Origin of the sequence: Lentzea pudingi (genome assembly GCF_014646255.1) — a bacterium.
GTDB classification, from domain to species: domain Bacteria; phylum Actinomycetota; class Actinomycetes; order Mycobacteriales; family Pseudonocardiaceae; genus Lentzea; species Lentzea pudingi.
Window position 1 is genome coordinate 1 of sequence record NZ_BMNC01000017.1, and the last position, 25,124, is coordinate 25,124.

Consider the following 25,124-nt stretch of genomic DNA (forward strand, 5'->3'; position numbering starts at 1 on the left):
TACTAATAGGCCGAGGACTTGTTACAAAGACGCTACGCATCCACTGTGCGGTTCTGGAAGAACAACCAGAACCGATCGAACCCACTGGCAGGCAAGTTGGCTGCTGGTTCGGGGTTCTAGGTTGTGAATTCCATAGTGTTTCGGTGGTCATAGCGTTGGGGAAACACCCGGTCCCATTCCGAACCCGGTAGTTAAGCCCTTCTGCGCCGATGGTACTGCACTGGTTACGGTGTGGGAGAGTAGGTCGCCGCCGAACTTTACTTCCCTGAAGGGGCTTGTGATCGCGGGGCACAATTACAGTGCATCGCTCACAGGCCCCTTTCAGCGTGTCCATAGTAGGAGGATTTGGTGTCCAGGTTCGGGGATCGTCCCGGCGACCGTCAGCGTGGCCAGGGAGACCGACCGCGCCATTCCGACGGTGGCCGTCCATCAGGCGATCGCAAGTTCAGCAGCAACAACAACTCGCAGCGCGGTGAAGGCTCCGGCGACCGCTCCACCAGCGGTGACCGTCGAGACAACCGCGCCGGCTCGGGCGGCGGTTACCGCGGCCAGGGTTCGAGCGACCGCGGTGGCTTCCGCAAGGACGACTCGGGCGATCGCGGTGGCTACCGCGGCGACCGTTCAAGTGACCGCGGCGGCTCCGGCGATCGTGGCGGCTACCGCAAGAGCGACTCGGGTGACCGAGGCGGCTATCGCGGGCAGGGTTCGGGTGAGCGCAGCGGTGGTTTCCGCAGCGGCGACCGTCCCGGCTACCGCAAGGACGATTCAGGCGATCGCGGTGGCTACCGGGGTCAGGGTTCCAGCGATCGCGGCGGTTTCCGCAAGAGCGAGTCCAGCGACCGCGGCGGGTACCGCGGGCAGGGCTCTGGCGATCGTCCCGGGTACCGCAAGGACGACTCGAACGACCGCGGTGGCTACCGCAAGAGCGAGTCCGGCGACCGTGGCGGCTTCCGCTCCGGCGAGCGCAGCGGCTCCAGCGATCGTGGTGGGTTCCGCAAGAGCGACTCTGGCGACCGTGGCGGTTACCGGGGTTCCAGCGACCGCGGTGGCTTCCGCAAGGACGACTCCGGCGATCGCGGTGGTTACCGCAAGAGTGAGTCCGGCGACCGCGGTGGCTACCGGGGTTCCAGCGACCGTCCCGGGTACCGCAAGGACGACTCGAACGACCGCGGCGGTTACCGCAAGAGCGAATCCAGCGACCGTGGCGGCTTCCGCTCCGGCGAGCGCAGCGGCTCCGGTGACCGTGGCGGCTTCCGCAAGAGTGACTCGGGCGATCGCGGTGGTTACCGCAAGAGCGAGTCCGGCGACCGCGGTGGTTTCCGCTCGGGCGAGCGCAGTGGCTCCGGCGACCGTGGTGGGTACCGCGGGCAGGGCTCTGGCGATCGTCCCGGGTACCGCAAGGACGACTCGGGTGACCGCGGTGGTTACCGAGGCTCCAGCGATCGTGGCGGGTTCCGCAAGAGTGAGTCCGGCGACCGTGGCGGTTTCCGCTCCGGCGAGCGCAGCGGCTCCAGCGATCGTGGCGGGTTCCGCAAGAGCGACTCTGGCGACCGTGGCGGTTACCGGGGTTCCAGCGATCGCGGTGGCGAGCGCAGCGGCTCCGGCGACCGTGGTGGTTACCGCGGCGAGCGCAGTGGCTCGGGTGACCGTGGCGCCTACCGCAAGAGCGACTCGAACGACCGTGGCGGTTACCGCCGGGACGACTCGGGCAACCGCAACGACGAGCGTTCCGCTCCTCAGCGCGACGACCGCCGGGACGAGCGCAGCCGTGAGCGTGCGGCGCGGTTCCAGGAGCGTCAGACCGAGCAGGAGACCGCCGGCCAGGCCGGGGTCGACGCCGCCGAGGTGACTCCGGCCGCCGAGCGCGCCGGCTACCGCCTGGGTGACGGTGCCGCGGCCACCCGCGCCGCCGCGAGCCGTGAGACGGCCGCGGACGAGACCGACGGTTCCACCGCAGGTGACGCGGACGAGGTCGCCGAGACCACGGCTGAGACCAACGCCGAGACCAAGGCCGAGACTGCGGCTGAGACCAAGGCCGAGACCGAGTCGAAGGCCGAGACCCCGGTCGAGGCGAACGACGAGTCCCCCGCCCAGGGCGACGAGGTCGAGACCGCCGGTGACGCGGACGACGAGCCGCGTGACGAGGCGCCCGCGCCCCGTGGCGGACGGCCGGAGCTTCCCGAGGAAGCCGACCTGTCGCTGCTCGACCCCGAGATCAAGCTCGAGCTGCGCAGCCTGCCCAAGGGGCTTGCGGAGATCATCGGCAGGCACCTGGCCGCGGCCGGGTTGCTGATCGACGAGGACCCGCAGCTGGCGCTGGAGCACGCGCGGTACGCGCGGAGCAAGGCGGCTCGGGTCGGTGTCGTGCGCGAGGCGGCTGGTCTGACGGCGTACTTCGCGGACGAGTGGGCCGAGGCGCTCAGCGAGCTGCGGGCCGCCCGCCGGATGATGACCGGTCCCGGGCACCTGGCGATCATGGCCGACTGCGAGCGGGCCCTGGGCCGGCCGGAGCGGGCCATCGACCTCGCGAAGGACCCGGCGGTCAAGGACCTGAGCCAGGAGGACGAGATCGAGCTGCGGATCGTCGCGGCCGGCGCTCGTCGTGACATGGGTCAGCTCGACGCCGCCGTCGTGGCGTTGCAGGGTCCGGACCTCGACCCGGGACAGCGCAGCCCCTACTCGGCGCGGCTCTTCTACGCTTACGCCGACAACCTGGCCGCGGCCGGTCGCATCGAGGAAGCCGTCAAGTGGTTCCTCAACGCCGCCGAGGCTGACGACGAAGGGGAGACGGACGCCGCCGAGCGCGCGTTCGAGCTGACCCAGGAGGAGACCCCGGAGCAGTGAGCGAGACGTTGGTCGACAGGTACGACGCGTTGCTGATCGATCTCGACGGCACCGTCTACCGCGGGAACGAAGCCGTGCCGGGTGCCGCCGAAGCGATTGCGGCGGCCAGGAGCAGGGGAGTCGGGATCCGCTACGTCACCAACAACGCCTCCCGCTCACCGCAGATGGTGGCCGATCACCTCGTCGAGCTCGGGTTCGAGACGACGGTCGACGAGGTGAGCACCTCTTCCCAGGCAGGTGCGGCCATGCTGGCCGAACGCCTGCCGAAGCGCTCCACCGTGCTCGTGCTCGGCACCAAGGCCCTCCAGGCCGAGGTGCTCAAGCGCGGGCTCGTCCCGACCGACACCGCCGAGGGCGCGGTGGCGGTCCTGCAGGGCCTGTCCATGGACCTCGGCTGGCGTGAGCTGGCCGAGGCCGCGGTCGCCATCCGCGGCGGCGCGCTGTGGGTGGCGTGCAACGTCGACGCCACCCTGCCGACCGAACGCGGTCTGCTGCCCGGCAACGGCAGCCTCGTCGCGGCGCTGAAGGCCGCGACGGACCAGGAGCCGCTCGTCGCCGGCAAGCCCGCCACCCCGCTGCTGCAGCAGGCGGCGAAAGATCTTGGCGCGCACCGCCCGCTGGTGGTCGGTGACCGGCTCGACACGGACATCCTGGGCGCGGTCAACGCCGGGATGGACTCCCTGCTCGTGCTCACGGGTGTGTCGACCGAGCAGGAGGCGCAAGCGCTTCCGGATGAGCAAAGGCCCACGTATGTCGGCGCGGACCTGTCGGTACTGCATCGGCTACCGTAAGAGGAGTGAGCTACCCCCTGCCCGGACCGCCACCCAACCCGGCCGACGCCATCGAAGGCGCGCTGGAGCGGCTCGACGGGCTCGAGAACGTTCCCCTGGACGAGCACGTGGCCCGGTTCGACGCGGTGCACGCGACGCTCACCGACGCGCTGTCGAGCATCGACAAGGTGTGATGCACAGTGCCTCGCAGGGTGCGGCTCGACGCCGAACTCGTGCGCAGGGGGCTCGCCAGGTCCCGTGAGCACGCCAGCCAACTCGTCGCGGACGGTCGTGTGAAGGTCCGCGGCACCGTCGCGACGAAACCCGCGACCGCCGTGGAGACCTCCGACGCGGTCGTGGTCAAGGACAGCGGCAACGACCCGAACTGGGCCTCCCGGGGCGCGCACAAGCTCATCGGCGCGCTCGAGGGTTTCCGGATCGACCCCACCGGCAGGCGTTGTCTCGACGCCGGCGCGTCCACTGGCGGTTTCACCGACGTGCTGCTGCGCAAAGGCGCCCGGCAGGTCGTCGCGGCCGACGTCGGCAGGGGTCTGCTGGACTGGAAGCTGCAGACCGACGACCGGGTCGTGGTGAAGGACAAGACCAACGTCCGCACCCTCACGCCCGAGGACATCGGCGGCAATGTTGAACTCGTGGTGGCCGATCTTTCGTTTATCTCGTTGAGGCTTGTGCTTCCCGCACTGGCCGCGTGCCTCGACGAGGAAGGCGATCTGCTGCCGATGGTCAAGCCGCAGTTCGAGGTCGGCAAGGAACGCCTGGGCTCCGGTGGCGTCGTGCGCGACCCCGGGCTGCGTGCCGAAGCCGTGCTCGACGTGACCAAGGCTGCGGCCGAACTGGGTCTGGCCGTGCACGGGGTCGTCGCGAGCCCGCTGCCCGGCCCGTCCGGCAACGTCGAGTACTTCCTCTGGCTGCGCAAGGGCGAACCCGCCGATGCGACAGAGATGGTGCGCACCGCCGTCGAAGAAGGGCCCCAATGAGGGAAGTCCTGCTGGTCGTCCACACCGGGCACCAGAGCAACATCGATCTCGCCCGACAGGTGGCCGGCCGCCTCGCGGTCGGGGGCGTCACGACGAGGGTGCTCGACGACGAGGCGCGTGACCTCGGCCCGTCGTGCTGCACCAAGGTCGTGCCCGCCGACGACCACGCCGCCGAGGGCACCGAGCTGGTGCTGGTGCTGGGCGGTGACGGCACGTTCCTGCGCGGCGCGGAGCTCGCGCGCCCGGCGAGGGTGCCGGTGCTGGGCGTCAACCTGGGCCGGGTCGGGTTCCTCGCGGAGGCCGACTCGGACGCGCTGCACGAGGCCGTGGGGCACGTGCTGGAACGCGACTACTTCGTGGAAGAGCGCATGACGCTCGACCTGATCGCCAAGGTCAACGACGAGGTCGTCGTGAAGACCTGGGCGCTCAACGAGGTCAGCGTCGAGAAGCTGATCCGCGAACGCATCCTCGAGGTCGTCGTCGAGGTCGACGGACGGCCGGTGTCGGCGTTCGGCTGCGACGGCGTGCTGTGCGCGACGCCGACGGGGTCGACGGCGTACGCGTTCTCCGCGGGCGGACCGGTCGTGTGGCCGGACGTGCAGGCCATCCTGGTGGTGCCGAGCAACGCGCACGCGCTGTTCGCGCGGCCGCTGGTCGTCTCGCCGAAGTCGCACGTGGCGTTCGAGATCGAGGCGACCGGGCATCCGGCGGCGTTGTCCGCGGACGGGCGGCGCACGTTCGAGCTGCCCGCGGGCGCGCGGATCGAGATCGTGGAGGGCGCGGTGCCGCTCAAGGTCGTGCGGCTGCGCCAGGCACCGTTCACGGACCGGCTGGTCGAGAAGTTCGACCTGCCGGTGAAGGGATGGCGGGGACCATCGGCAGGCTGACCGCGCCGCTCGGTGCGTCGGCACTGGCTCGTTATGGTGCCCGCGAGGAATTGTCGGACTCGACAAGTAAGGTTCGCCCTGTGCTGGCCGAGATGCGCATCAATGGCCTTGGCGTGATCGACGAGGCCACCCTTGAACTGGACCCCGGGTTCACCGTAGTCACTGGTGAGACGGGCGCGGGCAAGACCATGGTCGTGACCGGGTTGCACCTGCTGGGCGGTGGCCGAGCTGAGGCTTCGCGGGTGCGGACCGGGGCCGACAAAGCGGTGGTCGAAGGCCGCTTCCAGGCTCCGGCGGGCAGCCCTGCCGCGAAGGTGGCCGAAGAGGTCGGCGGCGAGGCGGACGAGGACGGGTCGCTGATCGCGATCCGCACGGTCGGGTCCGACGGGCGTTCGCGCGCCCACGTCGGTGGCCGCTCCGTGCCGGTCGGCGTGCTGTCCGAACTGGCGGAGCAGCTCATCGCCGTGCACGGTCAGAACGACCAGCTGCGGCTCATGCGGCCGACCGAGCAGCGTGGTGTGCTCGACCGCTTCGCCGGCGACGACGTGGGCGCGCCGCTGCGCAAGTACCAGGCCGTGCGCGAGGAGTGGTTGCGCGTCTCGGCGGAGTTGAAGGAACGCACGGAGCGTTCCCGCGAACTGGCCAGGGAAGCCGACCTGCTGCGCCACGGCCTGACCGAGATCGACGCCGTCGCCCCGAAGCTGGGCGAGGACGCCGAGCTGCACGACGAGGCCCGCCGGCTCGCGGACGCGGACCAGCTCCGTGAAGCGGCCCAGGGCGCGCAGTTCGCCGTGTCGGGCTCGCTCGAGGGCGACCCGGAGAACCCCGGCGCGCTCGGGCTGATCTCCGAGGCCGCCCGCAGGCTGTCCACGTCGGAGGACCCGAAGCTGCGGGAGATGGAGCCGCGCCTGGTCGAGGCGGCGACGCTGCTGGCCGACGTCGGCGCGGAGATCTCCGGCTACCTGGACCACCTGGAGGCCGACCCCGGCCGTCTCGAGTCCGTGCTGCAGCGCCAGGCCGAGCTGAAGGCGCTGACCCGCAAGTACGCCGCCGACGTCGACGGCGTGATCGCCTGGGCCGAGGACGCGCGGACGAGGCTGGGCGGGCTGGACACCTCCGAAGAGGCGCTGACCGGCCTGGCCACCCGTCGTGACGAGCTGGCCGCGGAGCTGGCGACGCTCGCCGGCCAGGTCACGGCTGCCCGTGCCGAGGCCGCTCTGGAGCTCGGCAAGGCCGTCACGGAGGAGCTCGACGGGCTCGCCATGCCGCACGCCTTGGTCGAACTGGCCGTCCGTCCCCGGCACGCCGAGGCGGGCGACGTCCAGGCGCTGCCCGTCGGCCGGTCGATCCTGCACGCCGGGTCGTCCGGCGTGGACGACGTCGAGCTGCGGTTGATCTCGCACCCCGGGGCGCCCGCCCTGCCGGTGCACAAGGGCGCTTCCGGCGGTGAGCTGTCCCGGGTGATGCTGGCGCTGGAAGTGGTGCTGTCGCACTCGGACCCGGTGCCCACGCTGGTGTTCGACGAGGTCGACGCCGGTGTCGGTGGCCGGGCCGCGGTCGAGGTCGGCCGTCGCCTCGCGCGGCTCGCCCGGTCGCACCAGGTGATCGTGGTGACGCACCTGCCGCAGGTGGCCGCGTTCGCCGACCGGCACCTGGTGGTGGACAAGTCCGCGGACGGGACGTTCACGCGGTCCGCCGTGCGCAAGCTCGACGAGACGCAGCGGGTGGTCGAACTGGCCCGGATGCTCGCGGGCATGGACTCGACCGACACCGGCCGGGCCCACGCCGAGGAGCTGCTGGCCGCGGCCAAGGCCGACAAGGACACCGCTCCCGTGGTCCGGCGCAAGAAGAAGAAGGCCTGACCGGCGCGGCCGTTCCGGTCGCTGCTCCTCCCGCTGTTCCCGGCCGGGTTCGGCATGATGGAGGCGTGACAGGAACTATGACCACGCGCCGGGTGCTCGGGGCGGTGCTGGTGGTCGTCGCGGCCGGACTGGCCGTGGCGGCCACGTTCCTGTCCGCGTACTCCGTGCGGATCGTGCTCGGAGGCCGGGAGCTGCGCTACGAGGCCACCTTCTGGGCGATCGAGCGGGACGACTTCCGCGAACTGCTGCCGCTCGAACCCTTCGAGCTCGGTGAGCCCGCGGTGGGGGCCGCGCTCGTCATGGCGCTGGCGGCCGTGCTGGCGTTCCGGATTCCGGCGTCGCGGGTCGGGTCGCTGCTCGGGGCCGGGTTGCTGGCCGGGGTGGCGTGGGCCGCCGTCTCCCGGATCCAGGGGTTGCTGAAGATGATGGGCGAGTTCAACTCGCGCGTGCCGATCGAGGTGGAGCAGGGCGAAGGGGTCACCCTGCTGATCGTGGCCGCGGGGGTGGCCGTGGTGGCGGCCGTGCTGCATCAGGAGTTGCCTCGGGCGGACCAAGCGGAGCCCGGCGGTGACGGGGTGGTCGTCCACCAGATCGACGACGACGCGGACGACACCGACACGCCGCCGTACGGATATCCGGTGATCGTGGAGCCGAAGAGTGATTGAGCGCCGCAAGATCGCGTGGGTGCTGCTGGCGCTGGGTGCCGTGCTGGCGGTGGTCGCGTCGCTGCAGGACGTCTTCAGCACCGTGTACAACGGGTTCGGGTCGGACCTGGTGGCCACCTCGACCCTGTGGGTCACCAGGACGGAGCCGGACACGGGTGGTGGCATCGGCCCGTCCGCGCTCTTCGCCGCCGGGTGGCCGGTGGTGGTGTCGGCGATCGTCGTGGCCGTCGCGGTGGTGTTCCTGCTTCGCGAGCAGACCGCGTTCGTCGGGCGGCCGCTCGCCATGGGCGGGGCCGGGATGCTGGCCGGGGTCGTGCTCCTCCTCGTCGTCGAGGTGTGGGAGCTGGAGAGGATCATCGCCTCCCAGCCGATCAACGGTTCGGAGAGGGACGAGGTGCGCTACCACGGTGGGTTCTACCTGCTGGTGCTCGCGACCGTCGTCGGGCTCGTGGGTGCGGCGCTGGCACAACGGCGGAACCCGGAGCCGCTGGTCGGAGAAGACGAAGAGGGGGACGGCGTGGTCGTGCACCAGCTCGGCGGCGATGACGACACGCCGCCGTTCGGCCTCGCGATTCCGCGGGACGACGAGCAGCGGGAGGCTCGGTGATCGGCAGACCGACGGCGATCGCGTTGATCGCGGCGGGAGTGGTGCTGACCGCCACGGCGATGGTGTTGCCGTGGTACTCGACGGCCTACGCGGGTGGTGTCGAGGTCGTGGTCCGGGCGTGGGGGACGGAGATCCTCAACAAGCCCGGCGACTGGCCCGCCGGCGAGCTCTCGCCCTGGTACGGGGTGCCGGTCGTGGTGACGGCGCTGCTGCTCGTCGCCGGGGTGTGGATCAACCGGGCGGCGCTCGCGGGCGCCGCCGGGCAGGTCGGTGCCGTGGGGGTGATCGCGGCGCTCGTGGTGTCGGAGCGCGGGCACGCGGTCGACCAGCAGGGCGACTTCGCGGTCGGGTTCGGGCTGGTGTTCCTCGCGGTCGGAACGCTGGTCGCACTGGCCGGAGCTGTTGCGGTGCAACGGGAGGCGGCGTGAGGAAGATCGTCGGCCTGGTCCTGCTCGCACTCGCCGCCGCGGCCGCCGTCGGGGCCACGTTCCTGCCGTTCTCGGAGCTGTTGATCAGGCTCGCTCCCGGCCAGCCGCAGACCGCGTACGTCACCACGGGGTGGAGCACGCAGTTCGGTGGCACGAAGGACGAACACGGGCCGTTGTTCGCCATCCCGATCGTGCTGGCGGCCGCCGCTCTGCTCGCCGGGGCGCGGTGGACGAAGGTCGCGTATGCCGGAGCGGCCGCCCTCGCGGGCGTCACCGGGATGTTGTTCGTGTATTTGCTGAACGCGATCAGCTTTCACCGCGAGGGCAACATCGCGATCGACCCGGCGCTGGAAGCCGGGTTCGGAAACGGTGTCTGGGTGCTCGTGAGTGCGGTGGTTCTCGCGTTCGGGGCCGTGGTGCTTCACCCCGACGACTGACCACCTGGAATCGCCCGGCGTGCCTCACCTGTCGCGTGCGCACCGTGGGTCACTATCGGCGCATGAAGCTTTCCGGGCTGCTGAGCCGCACCAACCACGAACTTCCCGGTGTCACGGGCGTCGCGCGGGTTGATCGGCGCGCGAGCGACCTGGTGCGGCGCGTCAGTGCCGGTGACGTCGCGGTGATGGACCTGATCGACCTCGATCGGCGCACCGCCGAAGCGCTCGTCGCGGCCGAGGTGGTCGGTGTCGTGAACGCGTCACCGTCCATTTCGGGGCGTTTTCCGAACCTCGGCCCGGAACTGCTGATCGAGGCGGGCATTCCGCTGATCGACGACGTCGGCGCCGTCGCGCTGCGGGAGATCAAGGAAGGCGTCAAGATCCGGCTGCACGAAGGTGTCGTGTACGCCGGGGAACGCGAGCTCGCCAAGGGTGTCGAGCAGGACGCCGAAAGCATTGCCGACGCGATGATCGAGGCGAAGGCCGGCATGTCGGCGCAGCTGGAAGCGTTCTCCGCCAACACCATCGAGTTCCTGCGCCGCGAACGCGCGCTCGTGCTCGACGGCGTTGGCGTGCCCGAGGTGTACGTGCCGATGCGCGACCGGCAGGTGCTCGTCGTCGCCGGTGGCCCCTCGCACGCCGAGGAGCTGCGCAAGCTCCGCAAGTACATCCGCGAGTACCGGCCGGTGCTGATCGGCGTCGACACGGGCGCCGACACGCTGATCGACGCCGGGCTCAAGCCGGACATCATCGTCGGCGATCCCGACGGCATCGGCACCGCGTCACTGCGTGCCGCCGCCGAGGTCGTCGTCCCCGCGCAGACCGACGGCCACGCGCCCGGCCTGCAGCGGATCCAGGACCTCGGCATCGGCGCGGTGACGTTCCCCGCGTCGGGCAACGCGGAGGACCTCGCGTTGCTGCTCGCCGAAGCACACGGGGCGTCCCTGGTCGTCACGGTGGGACTGCGCGCGACGCTGCGCGAGTTCCTCGACCGCGGGCACTCCGGTTCGAACCCCTCCACGTTCCTCACCCGGTTGAAGCTCGGCAGCAAGCTCGTCGACGGGGAGGCCGTCGCGACCTTGCACCGCAGCCGGGTCTCGCTGGGCGTGATCGTCCTGCTGGTGACCGCCGCGATCGTCGCCATGGCGGCGGCGCTGGCGGTGTCCGGCGTCGGTCACGTCTACGTCGACATCGTCGTCGACGGCTGGCACTCCGTCGTCAACTGGTTCAAGGGGTTGTTCTCGTGATCACGCTGCGCTACCACATAGTTTCGATCACCGCGGTGTTCCTCGCCCTGGCGGTCGGTGTCGTGCTGGGGTCGACCGCGATCAGCGGGCGGCTGCTCTCCGGGCTGAGCGACGAGAAGAACTCGTTGGCACAGCAGGTGAACGACCTCCAGAACGACCGCAACGCGTTGACCGCCAAGCTGACCGAGGCGGACGAGTTCGCCGCGTCCGTTGGCCCGCTCGCCGTCAAGGACCGGCTCACCGACCGCACGGTCGTCATCGTGACGACGGCGGACGCGCGTCCGTCCGACCGGGACGCCCTCACCGGACTGCTGAAGTCCGCCAGCGCCACCGTCACCGGCGAGGTCCAGCTGACCGACGCGTTCTCCGACCCGTCGCGAGGTGACCAGCTCCGCGATCTGGTGGCACGGCTGCAGCCCGCCGGCTCGCAGCTGCCCACGGCCGCGGACCCCGGCACGCGCGCCGGTGGCCTGTTCGGGGCGTTGCTGCTGCTCAACTCGACGAACAACGAGCCGCAGGCCACGGCCGACGAGACGGCGTCCGCCCTGTCCGGGCTGACCAACTCGGGTTTCGTGAAGGCGACCTCGGGCGTGAAGCCGGCGCAGCTCGCGATCGTGCTGACCGGCGGTGCCGCGATCGGTGACTCTGCCGCGGACCGGGCGTCGACCATCGCGCGCTTCGCCACCCAGCTCGACCGGGCCGGCGCGGGTGTCGTGCTCGCCGGTGCGAACGGTTCCGCGAACGGCACGGGCGCGATCGGCGTGGTCCGCGCGGACACCTCCGCGACGTCGATCCTGTCGACGGTCGACAACTCCGACACCCCGGCGGGTCAGGTCGTCGTGGTGATGGCGATGCGCGAACAGCTGGAGGGCCGCTCCGGCCGGTATGGCGTGGCGGGCAACGCGGAGGCGTCCTCGCCGGGAACAGCCGGCTAGTCCGTCGCCCACTCGCCGGGCAGGCGTTCGGCCAGCGTTTCGAGCGCCTCCGGCGTACGGGCGCGGGCCCAGAGCCACTGGGCCGCGTCCTCGCGCACGATCACGTCGTCGCTGACGAACCAGCGGGCGCCGGGACTGCGCAGCGGCAGCAGTGAGAAGTGGTCTTCGAGCAGGGAGATGTCCACAGCGGACATCTCCCTGTCGGCTGTGACGGCCTCGTCGCGGAACAACGCCTCGGACAGCACCAGCTCCACGCAGGCGGCGGAGAAGTGCGGGAGCCAGGGTTCCCAGCCGCGTTCCGCCTCGTGCACGACCGCCGGGTCCGGGCTGTCGAGTGCCGCGCCCCACGAGGTGCCGGTGTGGCTCTCCCGGCGGAAGACGACGAGCTCGCCGTCGCGCCGGAGCTCGCTCGGGGTGAGCAGCCAGTCCTGGTTGCTCGTGAGGTCGGGGCGTTTGCCGAACAACGCGTAGGCGTCGCGCATCGCGTCCGGCAGCCGCACGCCGAGGCGGTGCTCCGCGGCGTCCAGGTCGGCCTGGTTCCAGCCGTCCCTGGCCTCGATCGGCTCGGCCCACGCGGCCGCGAACCCCTCGATGAAACGCCACGCCGCCGAACGGTCGTGCATGGCTCGTGTCGCGCTCCCTGCCACGTCGAAGGTCACGTGACAACTTTTCCTGATGCCGGCCTGTGCCGGGGGAAGTTCAGAAAACCCCTCACTGCGCCGATCGGGTGATGTGATCTGCCGGGTCGTGGTGCGCTCGGTGACCGGCGGCGTGTTAGCGTTATGGCCCGTGGATAGGGGGATCTACCCCCACGATCTTCACGGGAGCCCCGTTGGTGCAGCAGGCACGTACGACCAAGCACGTCTTCGTCACGGGAGGCGTCGCGTCCTCCCTGGGCAAGGGGCTCACCGCCTCCAGCCTCGGTCAGTTGCTCACCTCGCGCGGCCTGCGGGTGACGATGCAGAAGCTCGACCCGTACCTGAACGTGGACCCCGGCACGATGAACCCGTTCCAGCACGGCGAGGTCTTCGTGACCGACGACGGCGCGGAGACGGACCTCGACATCGGCCACTACGAGCGGTTCCTCGCGCGGGACCTGAGCGGCGAAGCCAACGTCACCACCGGCCAGGTGTACTCCGAGGTGATCGCCAAGGAGCGCCGCGGCGAGTACCTGGGCGACACGGTCCAGGTGATCCCGCACATCACCGACGAGATCAAGCGCCGCATCCGGGCGATGGCCGAGCCGGACGCCGACGGCATCACGCCGGACGTCGTCATCACCGAGGTCGGCGGCACGGTCGGCGACATCGAGTCGCTGCCGTTCCTGGAGGCGGCCCGCCAGGTCCGCCACGACGTCGGCCGCGACAACGTCTTCTTCCTGCACGTCTCGCTGGTGCCGTACCTGGCGCCCTCGGGCGAGCTGAAGACCAAGCCCACGCAGCACTCCGTCGCGGCGCTGCGCAACATCGGCATCCAGCCCGACGCGATCGTGTGCCGCGCGGACCGGGAGATCCCGGACTCGCTCAAGCGCAAGATCGGCCTGATGTGCGACGTTGACACGGACGCCGTCGTCGCGGCCGTGGATGCGCCGTCGATCTACGACATCCCGAAGGTGCTGCACGCCGAGGGCCTCGACGCCTACGTCGTGCGCCGCCTCGACCTGCCGTTCCGCGACGTCGACTGGACGGTGTGGGGCGACCTGCTGGAGCGGGTGCACAACCCGTCCGAGACGGTGAAGATCGCGCTCGTCGGCAAGTACGTCGACCTGCCCGACGCATACCTCTCGGTCACCGAGGCGCTGCGTGCGGGCGGTTTCGCGCACCACGCCAAGGTCGAGATCAAGTGGGTGCCGTCGGACGAGTGCCAGACGCCCGAGGGCGCCGCACGCGCGTTGTCCGGCATGGACGCCGTGCTGATCCCCGGCGGGTTCGGCGTGCGCGGCATCGAGGGCAAGGTCGGCGCGCTGAAGTACACCCGCACGCGCGGTGTGCCGACGCTGGGCCTGTGCCTCGGCCTGCAGTGCATGGTCATCGAGGCCGCGCGGAACCTCGCGGGCATCGAGGACGCGAACTCGAGCGAGTTCGAGGAGGGCGGCACGCCGGTCATCTCCACGATGGCCGACCAGCAGGACGTCGTCTCGGGTCAGCGCGACATGGGCGGCACGATGCGCCTGGGCGCGTACGTCGCCAAGCTCACGCCGGGGTCGGTCGTCGCCCAGGCGTACGGCGCCACCGAGGTGTCCGAGCGGCACCGCCACCGCTACGAGGTCAACAACGCGTACCGGGGCAAGCTCTCCGAGGCCGGTCTGGTGTTCTCCGGTGTCTCGCCGGACGGCCGCCTGGTCGAGTTCGTCGAGCTGCCGTCGGACGTGCACCCGTTCTACGCGGCCACGCAGGCGCACCCGGAGCTCAAGTCGCGTCCCACGAAGCCGCACCCGCTGTTCGCGGCGTTCGTGAAGGCCGCGATCGACTACCGCGTCGCCGACCGGCTGCCCCTCAAGGCCGGAGCGGGCAAGTGAGCCGGCACGACTTCCGCACGGTCTCCAGCGAGGACGTGCACGTCGGACGGGTCGTCGCGCTGCGGATCGACGAGGTCGAGATGCCCGGCGGCGGCACGGCCAAGCGCGAGATCGTCGAGCACATGGGCGCCGTCGCGGTCGTGGCCGTGGACTCCTCGGACCAGGTCGTGCTGATCCACCAGTACCGGCACGCGCTGGGCAGGCACCTCTGGGAGCTGCCGGCCGGCCTGCTCGACCACGACGGCGAGGAGCCCGTCATCGGCGCCCGCCGGGAGCTGGCCGAGGAGGTCGGGCTCGACGCGGCGCGCTGGGACACGCTGGTCGACGTCGCCGCGTCCCCCGGCTTCACCGACGAGGTCGTGCGCGTGTACCTGGCGCGCGAACTGTCCGAAGTGGACCGTGAGGTGCAGGGCGAGGAGGAGGCGGACCTGGAGGTCCACCGCTTCCCGCTCGCCGAGGCCGTGCGGATGGTGCTGGCGGGGGAGATCGTGAACGCCTCGACCTCGGCCGGGCTGCTGGCGGCGCGCGAGGTGCTGGAGGGACGGGCCGAGGCCCGCCCGGCCGACGCGCCTTTCCGCGACAAGCCGACCCGGTTCGCCGCGCGCAAGAAGTAGGTTGGACCTCATGCGGACGTCGACTGGTGCCTTCTCCCGCTTGAAGGCACCCGTCGGCGTTCTCGCGGCCGCGGCAGCCGGGGCCGCGTTGCTGCTGTTCGTCGACCCGAACCAGCCGGGCAACCTGCTGCCGAAGTGCCCGTTCCACTGGCTGACGGGGCTGAACTGCCCTGCTTGCGGCGTCACGCGCATGACGCATGCGTTGCTGCACGGCGATGTCGTCAGCGCGTTCCACTTCAACGCCGCGTTGCTCGTTCTCGGGCTGCCGCTGGCCGTATGGCTGTTCGCGCGGTGGACGCGCGCCAAGTGGACCGGCGAACGGCGATCCGTGCCGAAGTCGGTCGGTTTCGCCGTTCTCGTCGTGGGCGCGGTGTGGGGCGTGGGCAGAAACCTGGCCGGGATCTAGTGGCGTGACCCAGAACGTACGTTCTGAGCCACGCCACTAGTCCCTGAGCTTGCGGCCTTCGGAGTCCGTGCCGCCCTGGACCAGGATGATGACCGCGTCGACCAGCGACCAGATGCCGCAACCACCGCAGGTCAGCAGCTGCGCGACGGCGATGCCGGTGTGGCCCGTGTAGAAGCGGCCGATGCCCAGGTTGCCCAGGAACAGCTGCAGCAGGCCCGCGACGATCTTCGACTTGTCCGACAGCGGCAGGCCCGTGTACGGGTCGATCCCGTACCCCGGCGCATAACCCGGGCCCATCATGCCGGGCGGCGGCTGCGGCACCCCGTACTGCGGCTGCGGGCCGGTGGGCGGCGGGTAGTACGGCTGGGTGGGCGGCGGCAGGTAGCCGGGCGCGGCCGGGGGCGTGGCGAACGGCACCGACGGCGGCGCGAGGAACGGCGGGTGGGGCTGCGGCAGGTCGCGGAACAGCTCCGCGAGCTCGAAGTAGCTCTGCGCGCCGGACGCGCGGTTCACGCGTTCCTGGTACTCGCCGATGTCGAGCCGCGCCATCGCGAAGTGGTCGTTGAGAGCGGTGATCGCTTCTTCGCGCTGCTGGTTGCCGATGCGCTGCTGTTCTGGCCCGAATGCGTCTGACACGGTTCGCACCGTATCCGATGCAGCAGATCGATATCGGGAATACGCTGCGACGATGCTGGTCGGTGTCCCAAAGGAGATCAAGAACCACGAGTACCGCGTCGCCATCACCCCCGCCGGAGTGGTCGAACTGGTGCGCCGCGGGCATTCCGTCGTCGTCGAGCGCGACGCCGGTGCGGGCTCGTCGTTCCCCGACCACGAGTACGAGGCGGCGGGTGCGCGGATCGCCGGTTCGGCCGACGAGGTGTGGGGCGCGGCGGAGCTGGTCCTGAAGGTCAAGGAACCGATCGAGGCCGAGTACCACCGGATGCGCCGCGAGCAGGTGCTGTTCACCTACCTGCACCTGGCGGCGTCGCCGTCGTGCACCGCGGCCGTCGCCGCGTCCGGGATCACCGCCATCGCGTACGAGACCGTGCAGCTCGCGGACGGCTCGTTGCCGTTGCTGGCGCCGATGAGCGAGATCGCCGGGCGGATGGCCGCCCAGGTCGGCGCGCACTGCCTCGAACGCGCGCAGGGCGGGCGCGGGGTGTTGCTGGGCGGTGCCCCCGGAGTCGCCGCGGGCAAGGTCGCGGTGATCGGCGCGGGCGTGGCGGGGATGAACGCGGCGACGATGGCCGTCGGCATGCAGGCCGAGGTGGTCGTGCTCGACACCAACGTCAACCGGTTGCGGCAGATCGACTTCACCTACCGCGGGCACCTGCAGACGATCGCGTCGAACGCCTACGAGGTCGAGAAGGCCTGCCGGTGGGCGGATCTCGTCGTTGGCGCGGTGCTGGTGCCCGGTGCGAAGGCACCGAAGCTCGTCAGCAACGACCTGGTGTCGCGGATGCGGCCGGGCAGCGTGCTCGTGGACATCGCGGTCGACCAGGGCGGCTGTTTCGAGGACACGAGGCCGACCACGCACGACGCGCCGACGTACCGCGTGCACGACTCCGTGTTCTACTGCGTCGCGAACATGCCCGGTGCCGTGCCGAACACGTCGACGTACGCGCTCACGAACGTGACGCTGCCGTACGTCATCGCGTTGGCGGACAAGGGCTTCGAGCGCGCCGTCGCCGACGACCCCGCTTTGGCGAAGGGCGTCAACGCACTGGCCGGGGAGATCGTCCTGGAAGGGCTGGCGTGATTTCTGAGTTGGTGGCGACCTATCTCGACCACCTCGCCGTGGAACGCGGCACCGCCCGCAACACGCTCGACTCGTACACCCGCGACCTGCGCCGCTACACCGAACACCTGGAATCGCTTGGTGTCACGGACTTGGGTGCCGTGACAGAGCTCCAGGTGAGCGAGTTCCTGGCCGTGCTGCGCGAAAGCGGGCTCGCTGCGTCGTCCGCCGCACGCACTTTGGTCGCTGTGCGCGGTTTGCACCGCTTTGCGCATCGTGAAGGCGTTGTGCCGCATGACGCCGCACGGGCCGTGCACCCGCCGTCGCCGCCGAAGAGGCTGCCAAAAGCATTGCCCGTCAATGATGTTCTGACACTGCTCGACAACGTGGGAAACCTCAGGGACAAAGCCCTCCTGGAGTTGTTGTACTCGACGGGAGCCCGAATCTCCGAGGTGGTGGGGCTCGACGTGGACGACGTCGACGCGACCGAGCGCACCGTGCTGCTCGACGGCAAGGGCGGCAAGCAGCGGCTGGTCCCGGTCGGGCGGCCGGCGTTGGCCGCGGTGGACGCGTACCTGGTCCGGGCGCGCCCCGCGCTGGCGGCGAAAGGGCGTGGCACGCCCGCTTTGTTCTTGAACGCGCGCGGCGGAAGGCTGTCGCGGCAGAGCGCGTGGACGGTGCTGAAGACCGCCGCGGAGGAGGCCGGCATCACCGCTGTGGTGTCCCCGCACACGTTGCGGCATTCGTTCGCCACCCATCTGCTCGAAGGGGGTGCTGACGTTCGGGTGGTTCAGGAACTCCTCGGGCACGCATCCGTTACGACCACTCAGGTGTACACACTGGTAACCGTTACGACTTTGAGGGAGGTCTACGCAACTGCTCACCCTCGAGCCACTGGAACATGAGGCTTCCACGGGTACGGTGGGCAGGTGCCGAACTTGGACGAGCCGTCCCCACAGGCCATCGATCTAGCCGCCGTGCTGCACGCGCTGAGTGACCCGACAAGGCTCGCGGTCGTGCGCCAGATCCAGTCGAGCGGTGAACGCCTGTGCGGGGCCTTCGAGGTTGACGTAGCGAAGTCGACTCTTTCCCAGCACCTGCGCGTGCTGCGCGAAGCGGGTATCACCCGAACACGCTGCCGCGGCAACCAGCGCTGGGTCTCTCTGCGCCGCGATGACCTGGACTTCCTCTTCCCGGGCCTGCTCGACGTGGTGCTGTCCGCCGCGGACAGGCGAACACGAACGGATGTCACCGTCTAACTCAGTCTTGACAAACACCGGCGAGGCGCGTTGCCGCTCGCACGGGTGCGGCCTAGGCTGCGCCCCGAGAGACGACTACGACCAGTGAGGGAACGCCAGCCATGTCGACACCGGAGCACGCTTTCGCGCCCCGTGCCGACCTGAACCTGGCCCCGCACGCCGCGCCGGTGGACGACGTCGCCCACGAGCAGCGGGACGGCATCGGCCCGACCGGCAGACCTCGTCGTCACATCCCGGACCCGCCGCCGTTGCTGCACCACGGTCCGGCGAAGATCCTCGCTGTCTGCAACCAGAAGGGCGGCGTCGGCAAGACGACGACGACCATCAACCTGGGCGCGGCGCTGGCCGAGTACGGCCGCCGCGTGCTGCTCGTCGACTTCGACCCGCAGGGCGCGCTGTCGGTGGGCCTCGGCGTGCACCCGCACCAGCTGGAAACCACGATCTACAACGTCATCATGGAGAACGACACCGCCGTTCCCGACGTCATCCGCAAGACCATGGTCGACGACATGGACCTGTTGCCCAGCAACATCGACCTGTCGGCGGCCGAGATCCAGCTCGTGTCGGAGGTGGGCCGCGAGCACACGCTCGTGCGCACCCTTCGTCCCGTGATCGACCACTACGACTACGTGCTGGTCGACTGCCAGCCCTCGCTCGGCCTGCTCACGGTGAACGCCCTCGCGGCCGCGGACGGTGTGCTGATCCCGCTGGAGTGCGAGTTCTTCTCGCTGCGCGGGGTGGCGCTGCTCATCGACACCATCGAGAAGGTCAAGGAACGCTTGAACCCCAAGCTCAACATCACCGGCATCCTCGCCACGATGTACGACCCGCGCACGCTGCACTCGCGCGAGGTCATGGCACGCGTCGTGGAGGCGTTCGGTGAGATCGTGTTCGACGCGGTCATCAACCGCACGGTGCGCTTCCCGGAGACCACGGTGGCCGGCGAGCCGATCACCCGCTGGGCGCCGCGCTCGTCCGGTGCCAACGCCTACCGCGCGCTGGCCCGCGAGGTGATCGCCCGGTGAACCGTCGCCCAACACTTCCCGGGGCGGCGGAGCTCTTCCGGCTGACCGCTGCTCCGTCCCCTGAGGTCTCCTCGTCCGAGGAGGCTCCGCAGCAGCGCCGCGGCTCCGGCCGCACCAAGCACACCACGAAGATCACGGTCTACGTGTCCGACGAGGAACTGATGGCGCTGGAGCAGGCGCGGCTCGCGTTGCGCGGCTCCTACGGCCTGGGCGTCGACCGCGGCCGGGTGGTGCGCGAGGCGATCGCCATCGTGCTGGACGACCTCGAAGCGCTCGGCGACGCGTCGTTGCTGGTCCGCAGGTTGCGCGAGCAGTGACCGAGGAAGCACCCGCTGAGACCCCGGTCGACGACGGCAAGTTCAAGGTCCGGCTCACGAACTTCGAGGGTCCGTTCGACCTGCTGCTGCAGCTGATCTCCCAGCACACCCTCGACGTGACCGAGGTGGCGCTGCACCGGGTCACCGACGACTTCATCGCGCACCTGCGCGGCATGGGCGAGAAGTGGGACCTCGACGAGACCACCGAGTTCCTCGTCATCGCCGCCACGCTGCTCGACCTGAAGGCCGCCCGCCTGCTGCCCACCGGTGACGTCGAGGACGAGGACGACCTCGCGTTGCTGGAAGCGCGCGACCTCCTGTTCGCCCGCCTGCTGCAGTACCGCGCCTACAAGCAGGTCGCGGCCCTGTTCGCGGAGCTCGAACAGGGCGCGTACCGCCGCTACCCGCGCTCGGTGTCGCTGGAACCGCGCTTCGAGGGCCTGCTGCCCGAGGTGATGCTGGGCGTCACCCCTGACAAGTTCGCCCTGATCGCGGCCACGTCCTTCCGCCCGAAGGAGAAGCGGACCCTGTCGGTCGCGCACATCCACCAGCACCGCGTGTCGATCCGCGAGACCGCCGACCTGCTGCGCACCTTCCTGATCGAGAAGGGCACGGCGTCGTTCTCGGAGATCGTCGCCGAGTGCACCGAGACCATGGAGGTCGTGGCGCGGTTCCTCGCGCTGCTGGAGCTGTACCGCGAGAAGTCGCTGGCCTTCGAGCAGGAGGACCCGCTGGGTCCGCTGCAGGTGACGTGGGTCGGCGGGACGTTGGACGACGCGCAGGCGCAGGTGCACGCCGGCGACGAGGATGAGGACTACGCGGGATGAGCGAGCCACTGGTCGGGCCGGACGCGGCGGAGATCGAGAAGCCGGGGCCGGCGTTCGACGGTGACGCGCCGGCGGCGGAGCCCGAGGCCGGCGGGGGCACGGCGCCCGAGCCCGCCACCGGCGAGTCCGCGACCGGCGAGCCCGCCACCGACGAGCCCGCTGACGCCGCGCTGTCCGACGCCGCGCCCGCACCCGTCGTGCTCGACGGAGCCGCGATCGCCGCGGCGCTCACGCCCCGGGCCCCGAAGCCCAGGCGCAAGACCGCGAAGCCCGAACCCGAGTCGGACGCCGCCCTCGACGACGCCGCGCCCGCGCCCGTCGTGCTCGACGAGCCCGAGGTTCCCGGGACCTCCGAAGCCGACGCCGAGGACGCCGCCGCCCTCGAGGCCCAGCTCCTCGCCGCCGCCCCCGACGAGGCCATCGAGGACAGCGGCCTGCCCGACCTCACCGACGACGCGACGTTCGAGGCCGCGCTCGAGTCCGTCCTGCTCGTGGTCGACAGCCCGATCGCCGAGGACGCCCTCAGCAGCGCGCTGGAGCAGCCGGTGAAGCGCATCAAGCAGGCACTCCGTAGACTGTCGACCCGGTACACCGAGTCCGGCAGCGGCATCGACCTGCGCAGGGCGGGCGACGGCTGGCGGTTCTACACGCGAGACCGGTTCGCCCCGTTCGTGGAGAAGCTGCTGCTCGACGGCCAGCGCGCGAAACTCACCCGCGCGGCCCTGGAGACGCTCGCGGTGATCGCCTACCGGCAGCCCGTGACGCGGGCGCGGATCGCGGCGGTTCGCGGCGTCAACGTCGACGGTGTGATCCGGACCCTGGTCGCCAGGGGGCTCATCGAGGAGACGGGCACCGACAGCGACACGGGTGGGATCCTGTACCGCACGACCGAACTGTTCCTGGAGCGGTTGGGGCTGTCGTCTCTGAGCGACCTGCCGCCAATCGCCCCGCTGCTGCCCGAAGTGGATGCGATCGACGATGTCTGAGAACGAGGGCGTGCGCCTGCAGAAGGTGCTCGCGCAAGCGGGGATCGCCTCGCGCCGCGCTTCCGAAGAGCTGATCGAGCAGGGCCGGGTGCAGGTCGACGGCAAGGTCGTGAAGGAGCAGGGGCGGCGGATCGACCCCGAGACCGCTGTCGTGCACGTCGACGGGTTGCGGGTGCAGATCCGCGAGGACGTCGTCACGATCGCGCTCAACAAGCCGTACGGGATGCTCTCCACGATGGAGGACGACCTGGGCCGGCCGTGCGTGGGCGACCTGGTGCGCAACCGCAAGGAGCGGCTGTTCCACGTCGGGCGTCTCGACGCCGAGACCGAGGGGCTGCTGCTGCTCACGAACGACGGCGAGCTCGCGCACCGGTTGATGCACCCGAGCTACAACGTCAAGAAGACGTACCTCGCCGAGGTGCCCGGCCCGGTCGAGAAGGGCCTCAACAAGAAGCTCAAGGCGGGCATCGAGCTGGAGGACGGGCCGGTCAAGGTCGACTCCTTCAAGGTCATCAGCGTCGTGCCCGGCAAGGCGCTGGTCGAGATCAAGCTGCACGAGGGCCGCAAGCACATCGTGCGCCGCCTCATGGAGACCGCCGGCTACCCGGTGCAGTCGCTGGTCCGCGTCGCGGTCGGCGAGGTGCTGCTCGGCAACCAGCGTCCCGGTGCGATGCGGGTGCTGAACCGCCAGGAGGTCGGCGGGCTGTACAAGCTCGTCGGTCTCTGAGCAGAATCCGAACGCCCGCTCGTCCCCCCGGCCCCCGACGGCCGGAGGGACGACCTGCGGTGAACCCCCGTTCACCTTGCGACGAGAACGCTACGGCGACGACGTTGTAAGGGGTCGGAAGTGCGCAGTGAACGACAGGGTGTGGACAATCGATCTCAGGGGGAGATCGACATGCCACGCACCGAACGCCCGCTGGAGAGCGCGGACACCGAACTCGGCCGGTTCGCGGCCGAGCTGAGGAAACTGCGCGACCAGGCGGGCGGACCGTCCTACCGCGCGCTCGCTTCACGCGCGCATTACTCGGCGGCGACGCTGTCCGACGCCGCCGGGGGCAAGAAGCTCCCGAGCCTCGCGGTCACGCTGGCCTACGCCAGGGCCTGTGGTGGCGACGAGCAGGAGTGGGAACGGCGCTGGCGCGACATCGCCGCCCCGCCCGCGCCCACGGGCGAAGCGCCGTACGTGGGGCTCCAGGCGTTCCAGAAAGAGGACGCTGCCCGGTTCCACGGCCGCGAGAAGCTCACCGCGAGGCTCGTCGAACTCACGCGCATACGCCCGTTCGTCGGTGTGTTCGGCGCCAGTGGCTCGGGCAAGTCGTCACTGCTGCGCGCCGGTCTGCTGCCGAGGCTGGAGCAGGCGCTGGTCTTCACCCCTGGCGTCCAGCCGCTCGACGAGTGCGCCGTCCGCCTCGCCCAGCTCACCGGGCACTCCGCGGTGGTGCTGCGCAGCGAGCTCACCGATCCCGAGGCCCTCGGGCTGCTGATCCGGCAGCACGACGAGGACCTCGTCCTGGTCGTCGACCAGTTCGAGGAGGTCTTCACGCTCGCGAGCCCCGAGCAGCGCGACTGGTTCGTCCAGGCCCTGATGAGCGCGCCGCACGTGGTCATCGGGGTCCGCGCCGACTTCTACGGCCACGTCGGCCGTCATCCCGAACTGGTCGAGGCGCTCGAAGGCGCCCAGGTCCTCGTCGGCCCGCTGACGACCGAGGAACTGCGCCGGGCCATCGTCGAACCGGCCCAGCACGTCGGTGCCACCGTCGAGTCCGCGCTGGTGGCCCGCCTGGTCGCGGACGTCGCGGGCCAGGCGGCCGCGTTGCCGCTCGTGCAGCACGCCCTCGTCGAGACCTGGCACCGCCGGCGCGGCATGACGTTGTCGCTCGTCGGCTACGAGGAGGCGGGCGGCGTCGAGCACGCCATCGCCCGCACCGCCGAGGCCGTGTACTCCCAGCTCGACGAGGAACAACGGCAGACCGCCCGCCGCACGTTCCTGCGCCTGATCGCGCTCGGCGAGGGCACCGAGGACACCAAACGGCGCGCGAACCGCGAGGACCTCGACGCCGAGGTCCTCGACCGCCTCGCCGGCGCCCGGCTGGTGACGCTCACCGAGCAGCACGCCGAACTCACCCACGAGGCGTTGATCCGCTCCTGGCCGAGGCTGCGCGACTGGATCGCCGAGGACCGCGAGGCGCTGCGCGTCCACCACCAGCTCACCGAGGCCGCACGGGAGTGGGACGGCGATCCCGACCTCCTCTACCAGGGTGCCCGCCTGGCCCAGGCCGCCGAACTCGACGGCACCTCGCTCACCGGACCCGAACGGGCCTTCCTCACCGCGAGCCAGGCCGCCGGTCGCCGCCGCGTCCGCCGGGCCCGCGCGGTCATCACCGTCCTCTCGGTGCTGGTGCTGCTGCTCGCCGGCACCGCCGTGTTCGCCGCGACCAAGACGAGGGAGGCGACGCTGCAGCGCAACGACGCCCTGGCCGGGCGCGCCGCGACGGAGGTCATGCGGCTGATCCCGGCCGATCCGCTGCAGGCCGCACGACTCGCCCTCGCCGCGTACGCGGTGACGCCAGGCCAGGCGACGCGCGACGCGGTGCTCAACGCCGACGCCGCGAGGCTGGCGCAGAACATGTCGGCCCGGTCCGGGCTCACGAACAGGTCCCTCTCGATGCAGACGGACGGCGAGCTGTTCGTCGTGACCGGGACGTCCGGCCCGGCCAGGATCGTGAGCAGGTACGACCAGACCACGGACGGCCCGGTGATCGGCACCGACGTCGCCCAGGTCCTTCTCACCGCCGACGACCGGCGGGTCTTCGCGTTCGAGAGGTCCGGCGTGACGGGCGTCTGGGACGTCACGGACGCCGCGCGCCCGAAGCAGGTCGGCGTGCTGCCGTTCGGCTGGGGGCAGGTCTGGGTCGACGTCAACCGCGACGGCACCCGGCTGACCACCACGACGTTGCAGGGCAACGGTCCGGGCGCGCGGGCGTCCGTCTGGGACCTGCGGGATCCGGCGGCTCCGCGGGAGTTCGACCTGGGGTCTGACCGGGTGGCGCACGTCGAGGTGGCCCCGGACGGCCGGAGGGTCGCCCTGCTGGAGAGGGGCGACAGCGTCGAGACCAAGACCGTGCAGATCTGGGACATCGGTGCCGGAGACGCGTACCGGAGCACGACCATGCGGGTTCCCGGCGAGTTCGTCGAGGCTGCGTTCAGCAACGACGGGCGGAGTCTCGCGTTGCGGTCCACGAGCGAGATCGTCGTGTGGGACGTGGCGGGGTCGCCGCGGCAGCGGGTGACGGTGCCGCGGGTGCCGGGGGACTTCACCGCGCAGTTCGCGTTCAGCGCCGACGACCGGCAGATCGCCGTGCTGGGCAAGAACGCCGTCGAGGTCTGGGACGTCGGCGGGGACGGCGAGGCGGCCGGCGCGGGATCGTTCGGCGCTTTCCGGGACCCGCAGGGCCTGCGGTACCGGACGCGGGAGAAGGCCTTCGCCGTCGTCGACGCCGGCCAGTCCACCTGGACCCTGAGCACCGACCTCGAGAAGGTCGGGAACGGGCTCTGCCGGGAGCGGGAGATCGTGCTGACCGACGACGAGTGGCGGCGCTACTTCCCCGACGTGGACCGCGTTCCCGTCTGCTGAATGCGATGCCTCGGGTGCGTGAGCCGTGGGCGGCACGTGCGCGGGCCGCCCACGGCCACTCCGGCGCCGGTTCGGGGCGCGAGCACCGGGCCTTCCCCGTAGTTGCATCCAAGCTCG

26 protein-coding genes and 1 rRNA gene are annotated in these 25,124 nt (G+C 70.7%); 25 read left to right on the forward strand and 2 right to left on the reverse strand.

The window, feature by feature from the left end:
• The first annotated feature begins 139 nt into the window (after window positions 1-139).
• The 13 genes from rrf to IEY88_RS36620 all read left to right on the forward strand — a co-directional run bounded on the left by rrf (window position 140) and on the right by IEY88_RS36620 (window position 11,680).
• Window positions 140-256, forward strand: a 5S ribosomal RNA gene (gene rrf / locus IEY88_RS36560).
• A gap of 92 nt (window positions 257-348) precedes the next feature.
• Entirely contained in the window at window positions 349-2,844 is a 2,496-nt protein-coding gene (locus IEY88_RS44605; protein ID WP_189159501.1) for a hypothetical protein, read from the forward strand.
• Window positions 2,841-3,635, forward strand: a complete 795-nt coding sequence (locus tag IEY88_RS36570) for an HAD-IIA family hydrolase (RefSeq protein ID WP_189159502.1) — start codon at window positions 2,841-2,843, stop codon at window positions 3,633-3,635. Before IEY88_RS44605 ends, IEY88_RS36570 begins: the two co-directional genes overlap by 4 nt.
• 5 nt (window positions 3,636-3,640) lie before the next feature.
• The gene (locus tag IEY88_RS36575; RefSeq protein WP_189159503.1) at window positions 3,641-3,808 is read left to right on the forward strand and encodes a hypothetical protein; all 168 of its coding nucleotides are present in this window, start codon (window positions 3,641-3,643) and stop codon (window positions 3,806-3,808) included.
• Window positions 3,809-3,814: 6 nt separating this feature from the next.
• Window positions 3,815-4,612: a TlyA family RNA methyltransferase gene (locus IEY88_RS36580; protein WP_189159504.1), complete on the forward strand. Its 798-nt coding sequence runs from the start codon at window positions 3,815-3,817 to the stop codon at window positions 4,610-4,612.
• Window positions 4,609-5,499 carry an NAD kinase gene (locus IEY88_RS36585; protein ID WP_189159505.1) on the forward strand — a complete coding sequence of 297 codons (891 nt, stop codon included), beginning with the start codon at window positions 4,609-4,611 and terminating at the stop codon, window positions 5,497-5,499. The genes IEY88_RS36580 and IEY88_RS36585 overlap by 4 nt, the downstream gene beginning before the upstream one ends.
• A gap of 80 nt (window positions 5,500-5,579) precedes the next feature.
• Entirely contained in the window at window positions 5,580-7,361 is a 1,782-nt protein-coding gene (recN, locus tag IEY88_RS36590; RefSeq protein ID WP_189159506.1) for a DNA repair protein RecN, read from the forward strand.
• A gap of 65 nt (window positions 7,362-7,426) precedes the next feature.
• A complete protein-coding gene (locus IEY88_RS36595) occupies window positions 7,427-8,026 on the forward strand; it encodes a hypothetical protein (RefSeq protein WP_189159507.1) in 600 nt (199 codons plus the stop codon).
• On the forward strand, window positions 8,019-8,633 hold the full coding sequence (locus tag IEY88_RS36600) for a hypothetical protein (protein WP_189159508.1): 615 nt from the start codon (window positions 8,019-8,021) through the stop codon (window positions 8,631-8,633). Before IEY88_RS36595 ends, IEY88_RS36600 begins: the two co-directional genes overlap by 8 nt.
• On the forward strand, window positions 8,630-9,061 hold the full coding sequence (locus IEY88_RS36605; protein ID WP_189159509.1) for a hypothetical protein: 432 nt from the start codon (window positions 8,630-8,632) through the stop codon (window positions 9,059-9,061). Before IEY88_RS36600 ends, IEY88_RS36605 begins: the two co-directional genes overlap by 4 nt.
• Window positions 9,058-9,498, forward strand: coding sequence for a hypothetical protein (locus IEY88_RS36610; protein WP_189159510.1), 441 nt, complete (start codon window positions 9,058-9,060; stop codon window positions 9,496-9,498). Before IEY88_RS36605 ends, IEY88_RS36610 begins: the two co-directional genes overlap by 4 nt.
• A gap of 62 nt (window positions 9,499-9,560) precedes the next feature.
• Window positions 9,561-10,745, forward strand: coding sequence for a putative cytokinetic ring protein SteA (steA, locus tag IEY88_RS36615; RefSeq protein ID WP_189159511.1), 1,185 nt, complete (start codon window positions 9,561-9,563; stop codon window positions 10,743-10,745).
• Window positions 10,742-11,680 carry a copper transporter gene (locus IEY88_RS36620; RefSeq protein ID WP_189159512.1) on the forward strand — a complete coding sequence of 313 codons (939 nt, stop codon included), beginning with the start codon at window positions 10,742-10,744 and terminating at the stop codon, window positions 11,678-11,680. Before steA ends, IEY88_RS36620 begins: the two co-directional genes overlap by 4 nt.
• Here IEY88_RS36620 and IEY88_RS36625 read toward each other — a convergent pair.
• On the reverse strand, window positions 11,677-12,339 hold the full coding sequence (locus IEY88_RS36625) for an SMI1/KNR4 family protein (protein WP_229694096.1): 663 nt from the start codon (window positions 12,337-12,339) through the stop codon (window positions 11,677-11,679). The two genes, IEY88_RS36620 and IEY88_RS36625, sit on opposite strands and share 4 nt — an antisense overlap.
• Before the next feature lie 176 nt (window positions 12,340-12,515).
• Between IEY88_RS36625 and pyrG the strand changes: the two genes are divergently transcribed.
• From pyrG to IEY88_RS36640, 3 genes are read left to right on the forward strand one after another with little or no spacing between them, the layout of a single operon-like run.
• A complete protein-coding gene (gene pyrG / locus IEY88_RS36630) occupies window positions 12,516-14,198 on the forward strand; it encodes a CTP synthase (RefSeq protein WP_373294259.1) in 1,683 nt (560 codons plus the stop codon).
• Window positions 14,195-14,812: an NUDIX domain-containing protein gene (locus tag IEY88_RS36635; RefSeq protein ID WP_189159514.1), complete on the forward strand. Its 618-nt coding sequence runs from the start codon at window positions 14,195-14,197 to the stop codon at window positions 14,810-14,812. Before pyrG ends, IEY88_RS36635 begins: the two co-directional genes overlap by 4 nt.
• A 10-nt stretch (window positions 14,813-14,822) precedes the next feature.
• A complete protein-coding gene (locus IEY88_RS36640) occupies window positions 14,823-15,218 on the forward strand; it encodes a DUF2752 domain-containing protein (RefSeq protein WP_189159515.1) in 396 nt (131 codons plus the stop codon).
• 36 nt (window positions 15,219-15,254) lie between these two features.
• On the opposite strand, the gene IEY88_RS36645 is transcribed toward IEY88_RS36640, so the two are convergent.
• A complete protein-coding gene (locus IEY88_RS36645) occupies window positions 15,255-15,854 on the reverse strand; it encodes an NINE protein (RefSeq protein ID WP_229694097.1) in 600 nt (199 codons plus the stop codon).
• Window positions 15,855-15,906: 52 nt separating this feature from the next.
• Here IEY88_RS36645 and ald point away from each other — a divergent pair, with 52 nt between their 5' ends.
• From ald to IEY88_RS36690, 9 genes are all read left to right on the forward strand, one after another.
• Window positions 15,907-16,977 carry an alanine dehydrogenase gene (gene ald, locus IEY88_RS36650; RefSeq protein ID WP_189159517.1) on the forward strand — a complete coding sequence of 357 codons (1,071 nt, stop codon included), beginning with the start codon at window positions 15,907-15,909 and terminating at the stop codon, window positions 16,975-16,977.
• Window positions 16,974-17,861 (forward strand): site-specific tyrosine recombinase XerD, encoded by an 888-nt coding sequence (xerD, locus tag IEY88_RS36655; RefSeq protein ID WP_373294260.1) that lies wholly within the window; start codon window positions 16,974-16,976, stop codon window positions 17,859-17,861. Before ald ends, xerD begins: the two co-directional genes overlap by 4 nt.
• 24 nt (window positions 17,862-17,885) lie before the next feature.
• Complete coding sequence (locus IEY88_RS36660) at window positions 17,886-18,215, forward strand: ArsR/SmtB family transcription factor (protein ID WP_189159518.1); 330 nt, start codon at window positions 17,886-17,888, stop codon at window positions 18,213-18,215.
• 101 nt (window positions 18,216-18,316) lie between these two features.
• Entirely contained in the window at window positions 18,317-19,240 is a 924-nt protein-coding gene (locus IEY88_RS36665) for a ParA family protein (RefSeq protein ID WP_189159519.1), read from the forward strand.
• Window positions 19,237-19,557 (forward strand): hypothetical protein, encoded by a 321-nt coding sequence (locus IEY88_RS36670; RefSeq protein WP_189159520.1) that lies wholly within the window; start codon window positions 19,237-19,239, stop codon window positions 19,555-19,557. The genes IEY88_RS36665 and IEY88_RS36670 overlap by 4 nt, the downstream gene beginning before the upstream one ends.
• Window positions 19,554-20,384: a segregation and condensation protein A gene (locus IEY88_RS36675; RefSeq protein WP_189159521.1), complete on the forward strand. Its 831-nt coding sequence runs from the start codon at window positions 19,554-19,556 to the stop codon at window positions 20,382-20,384. The genes IEY88_RS36670 and IEY88_RS36675 overlap by 4 nt, the downstream gene beginning before the upstream one ends.
• Window positions 20,381-21,370 (forward strand): SMC-Scp complex subunit ScpB, encoded by a 990-nt coding sequence (scpB, locus tag IEY88_RS36680; protein WP_373294261.1) that lies wholly within the window; start codon window positions 20,381-20,383, stop codon window positions 21,368-21,370. The genes IEY88_RS36675 and scpB overlap by 4 nt, the downstream gene beginning before the upstream one ends.
• The gene (locus IEY88_RS36685) at window positions 21,363-22,097 is read left to right on the forward strand and encodes a pseudouridine synthase (RefSeq protein ID WP_189159522.1); all 735 of its coding nucleotides are present in this window, start codon (window positions 21,363-21,365) and stop codon (window positions 22,095-22,097) included. The genes scpB and IEY88_RS36685 overlap by 8 nt, the downstream gene beginning before the upstream one ends.
• A gap of 171 nt (window positions 22,098-22,268) precedes the next feature.
• The gene (locus IEY88_RS36690; RefSeq protein WP_189159523.1) at window positions 22,269-25,007 is read left to right on the forward strand and encodes an nSTAND1 domain-containing NTPase; all 2,739 of its coding nucleotides are present in this window, start codon (window positions 22,269-22,271) and stop codon (window positions 25,005-25,007) included.
• Window positions 25,008-25,124: the final 117 nt, after the last annotated feature.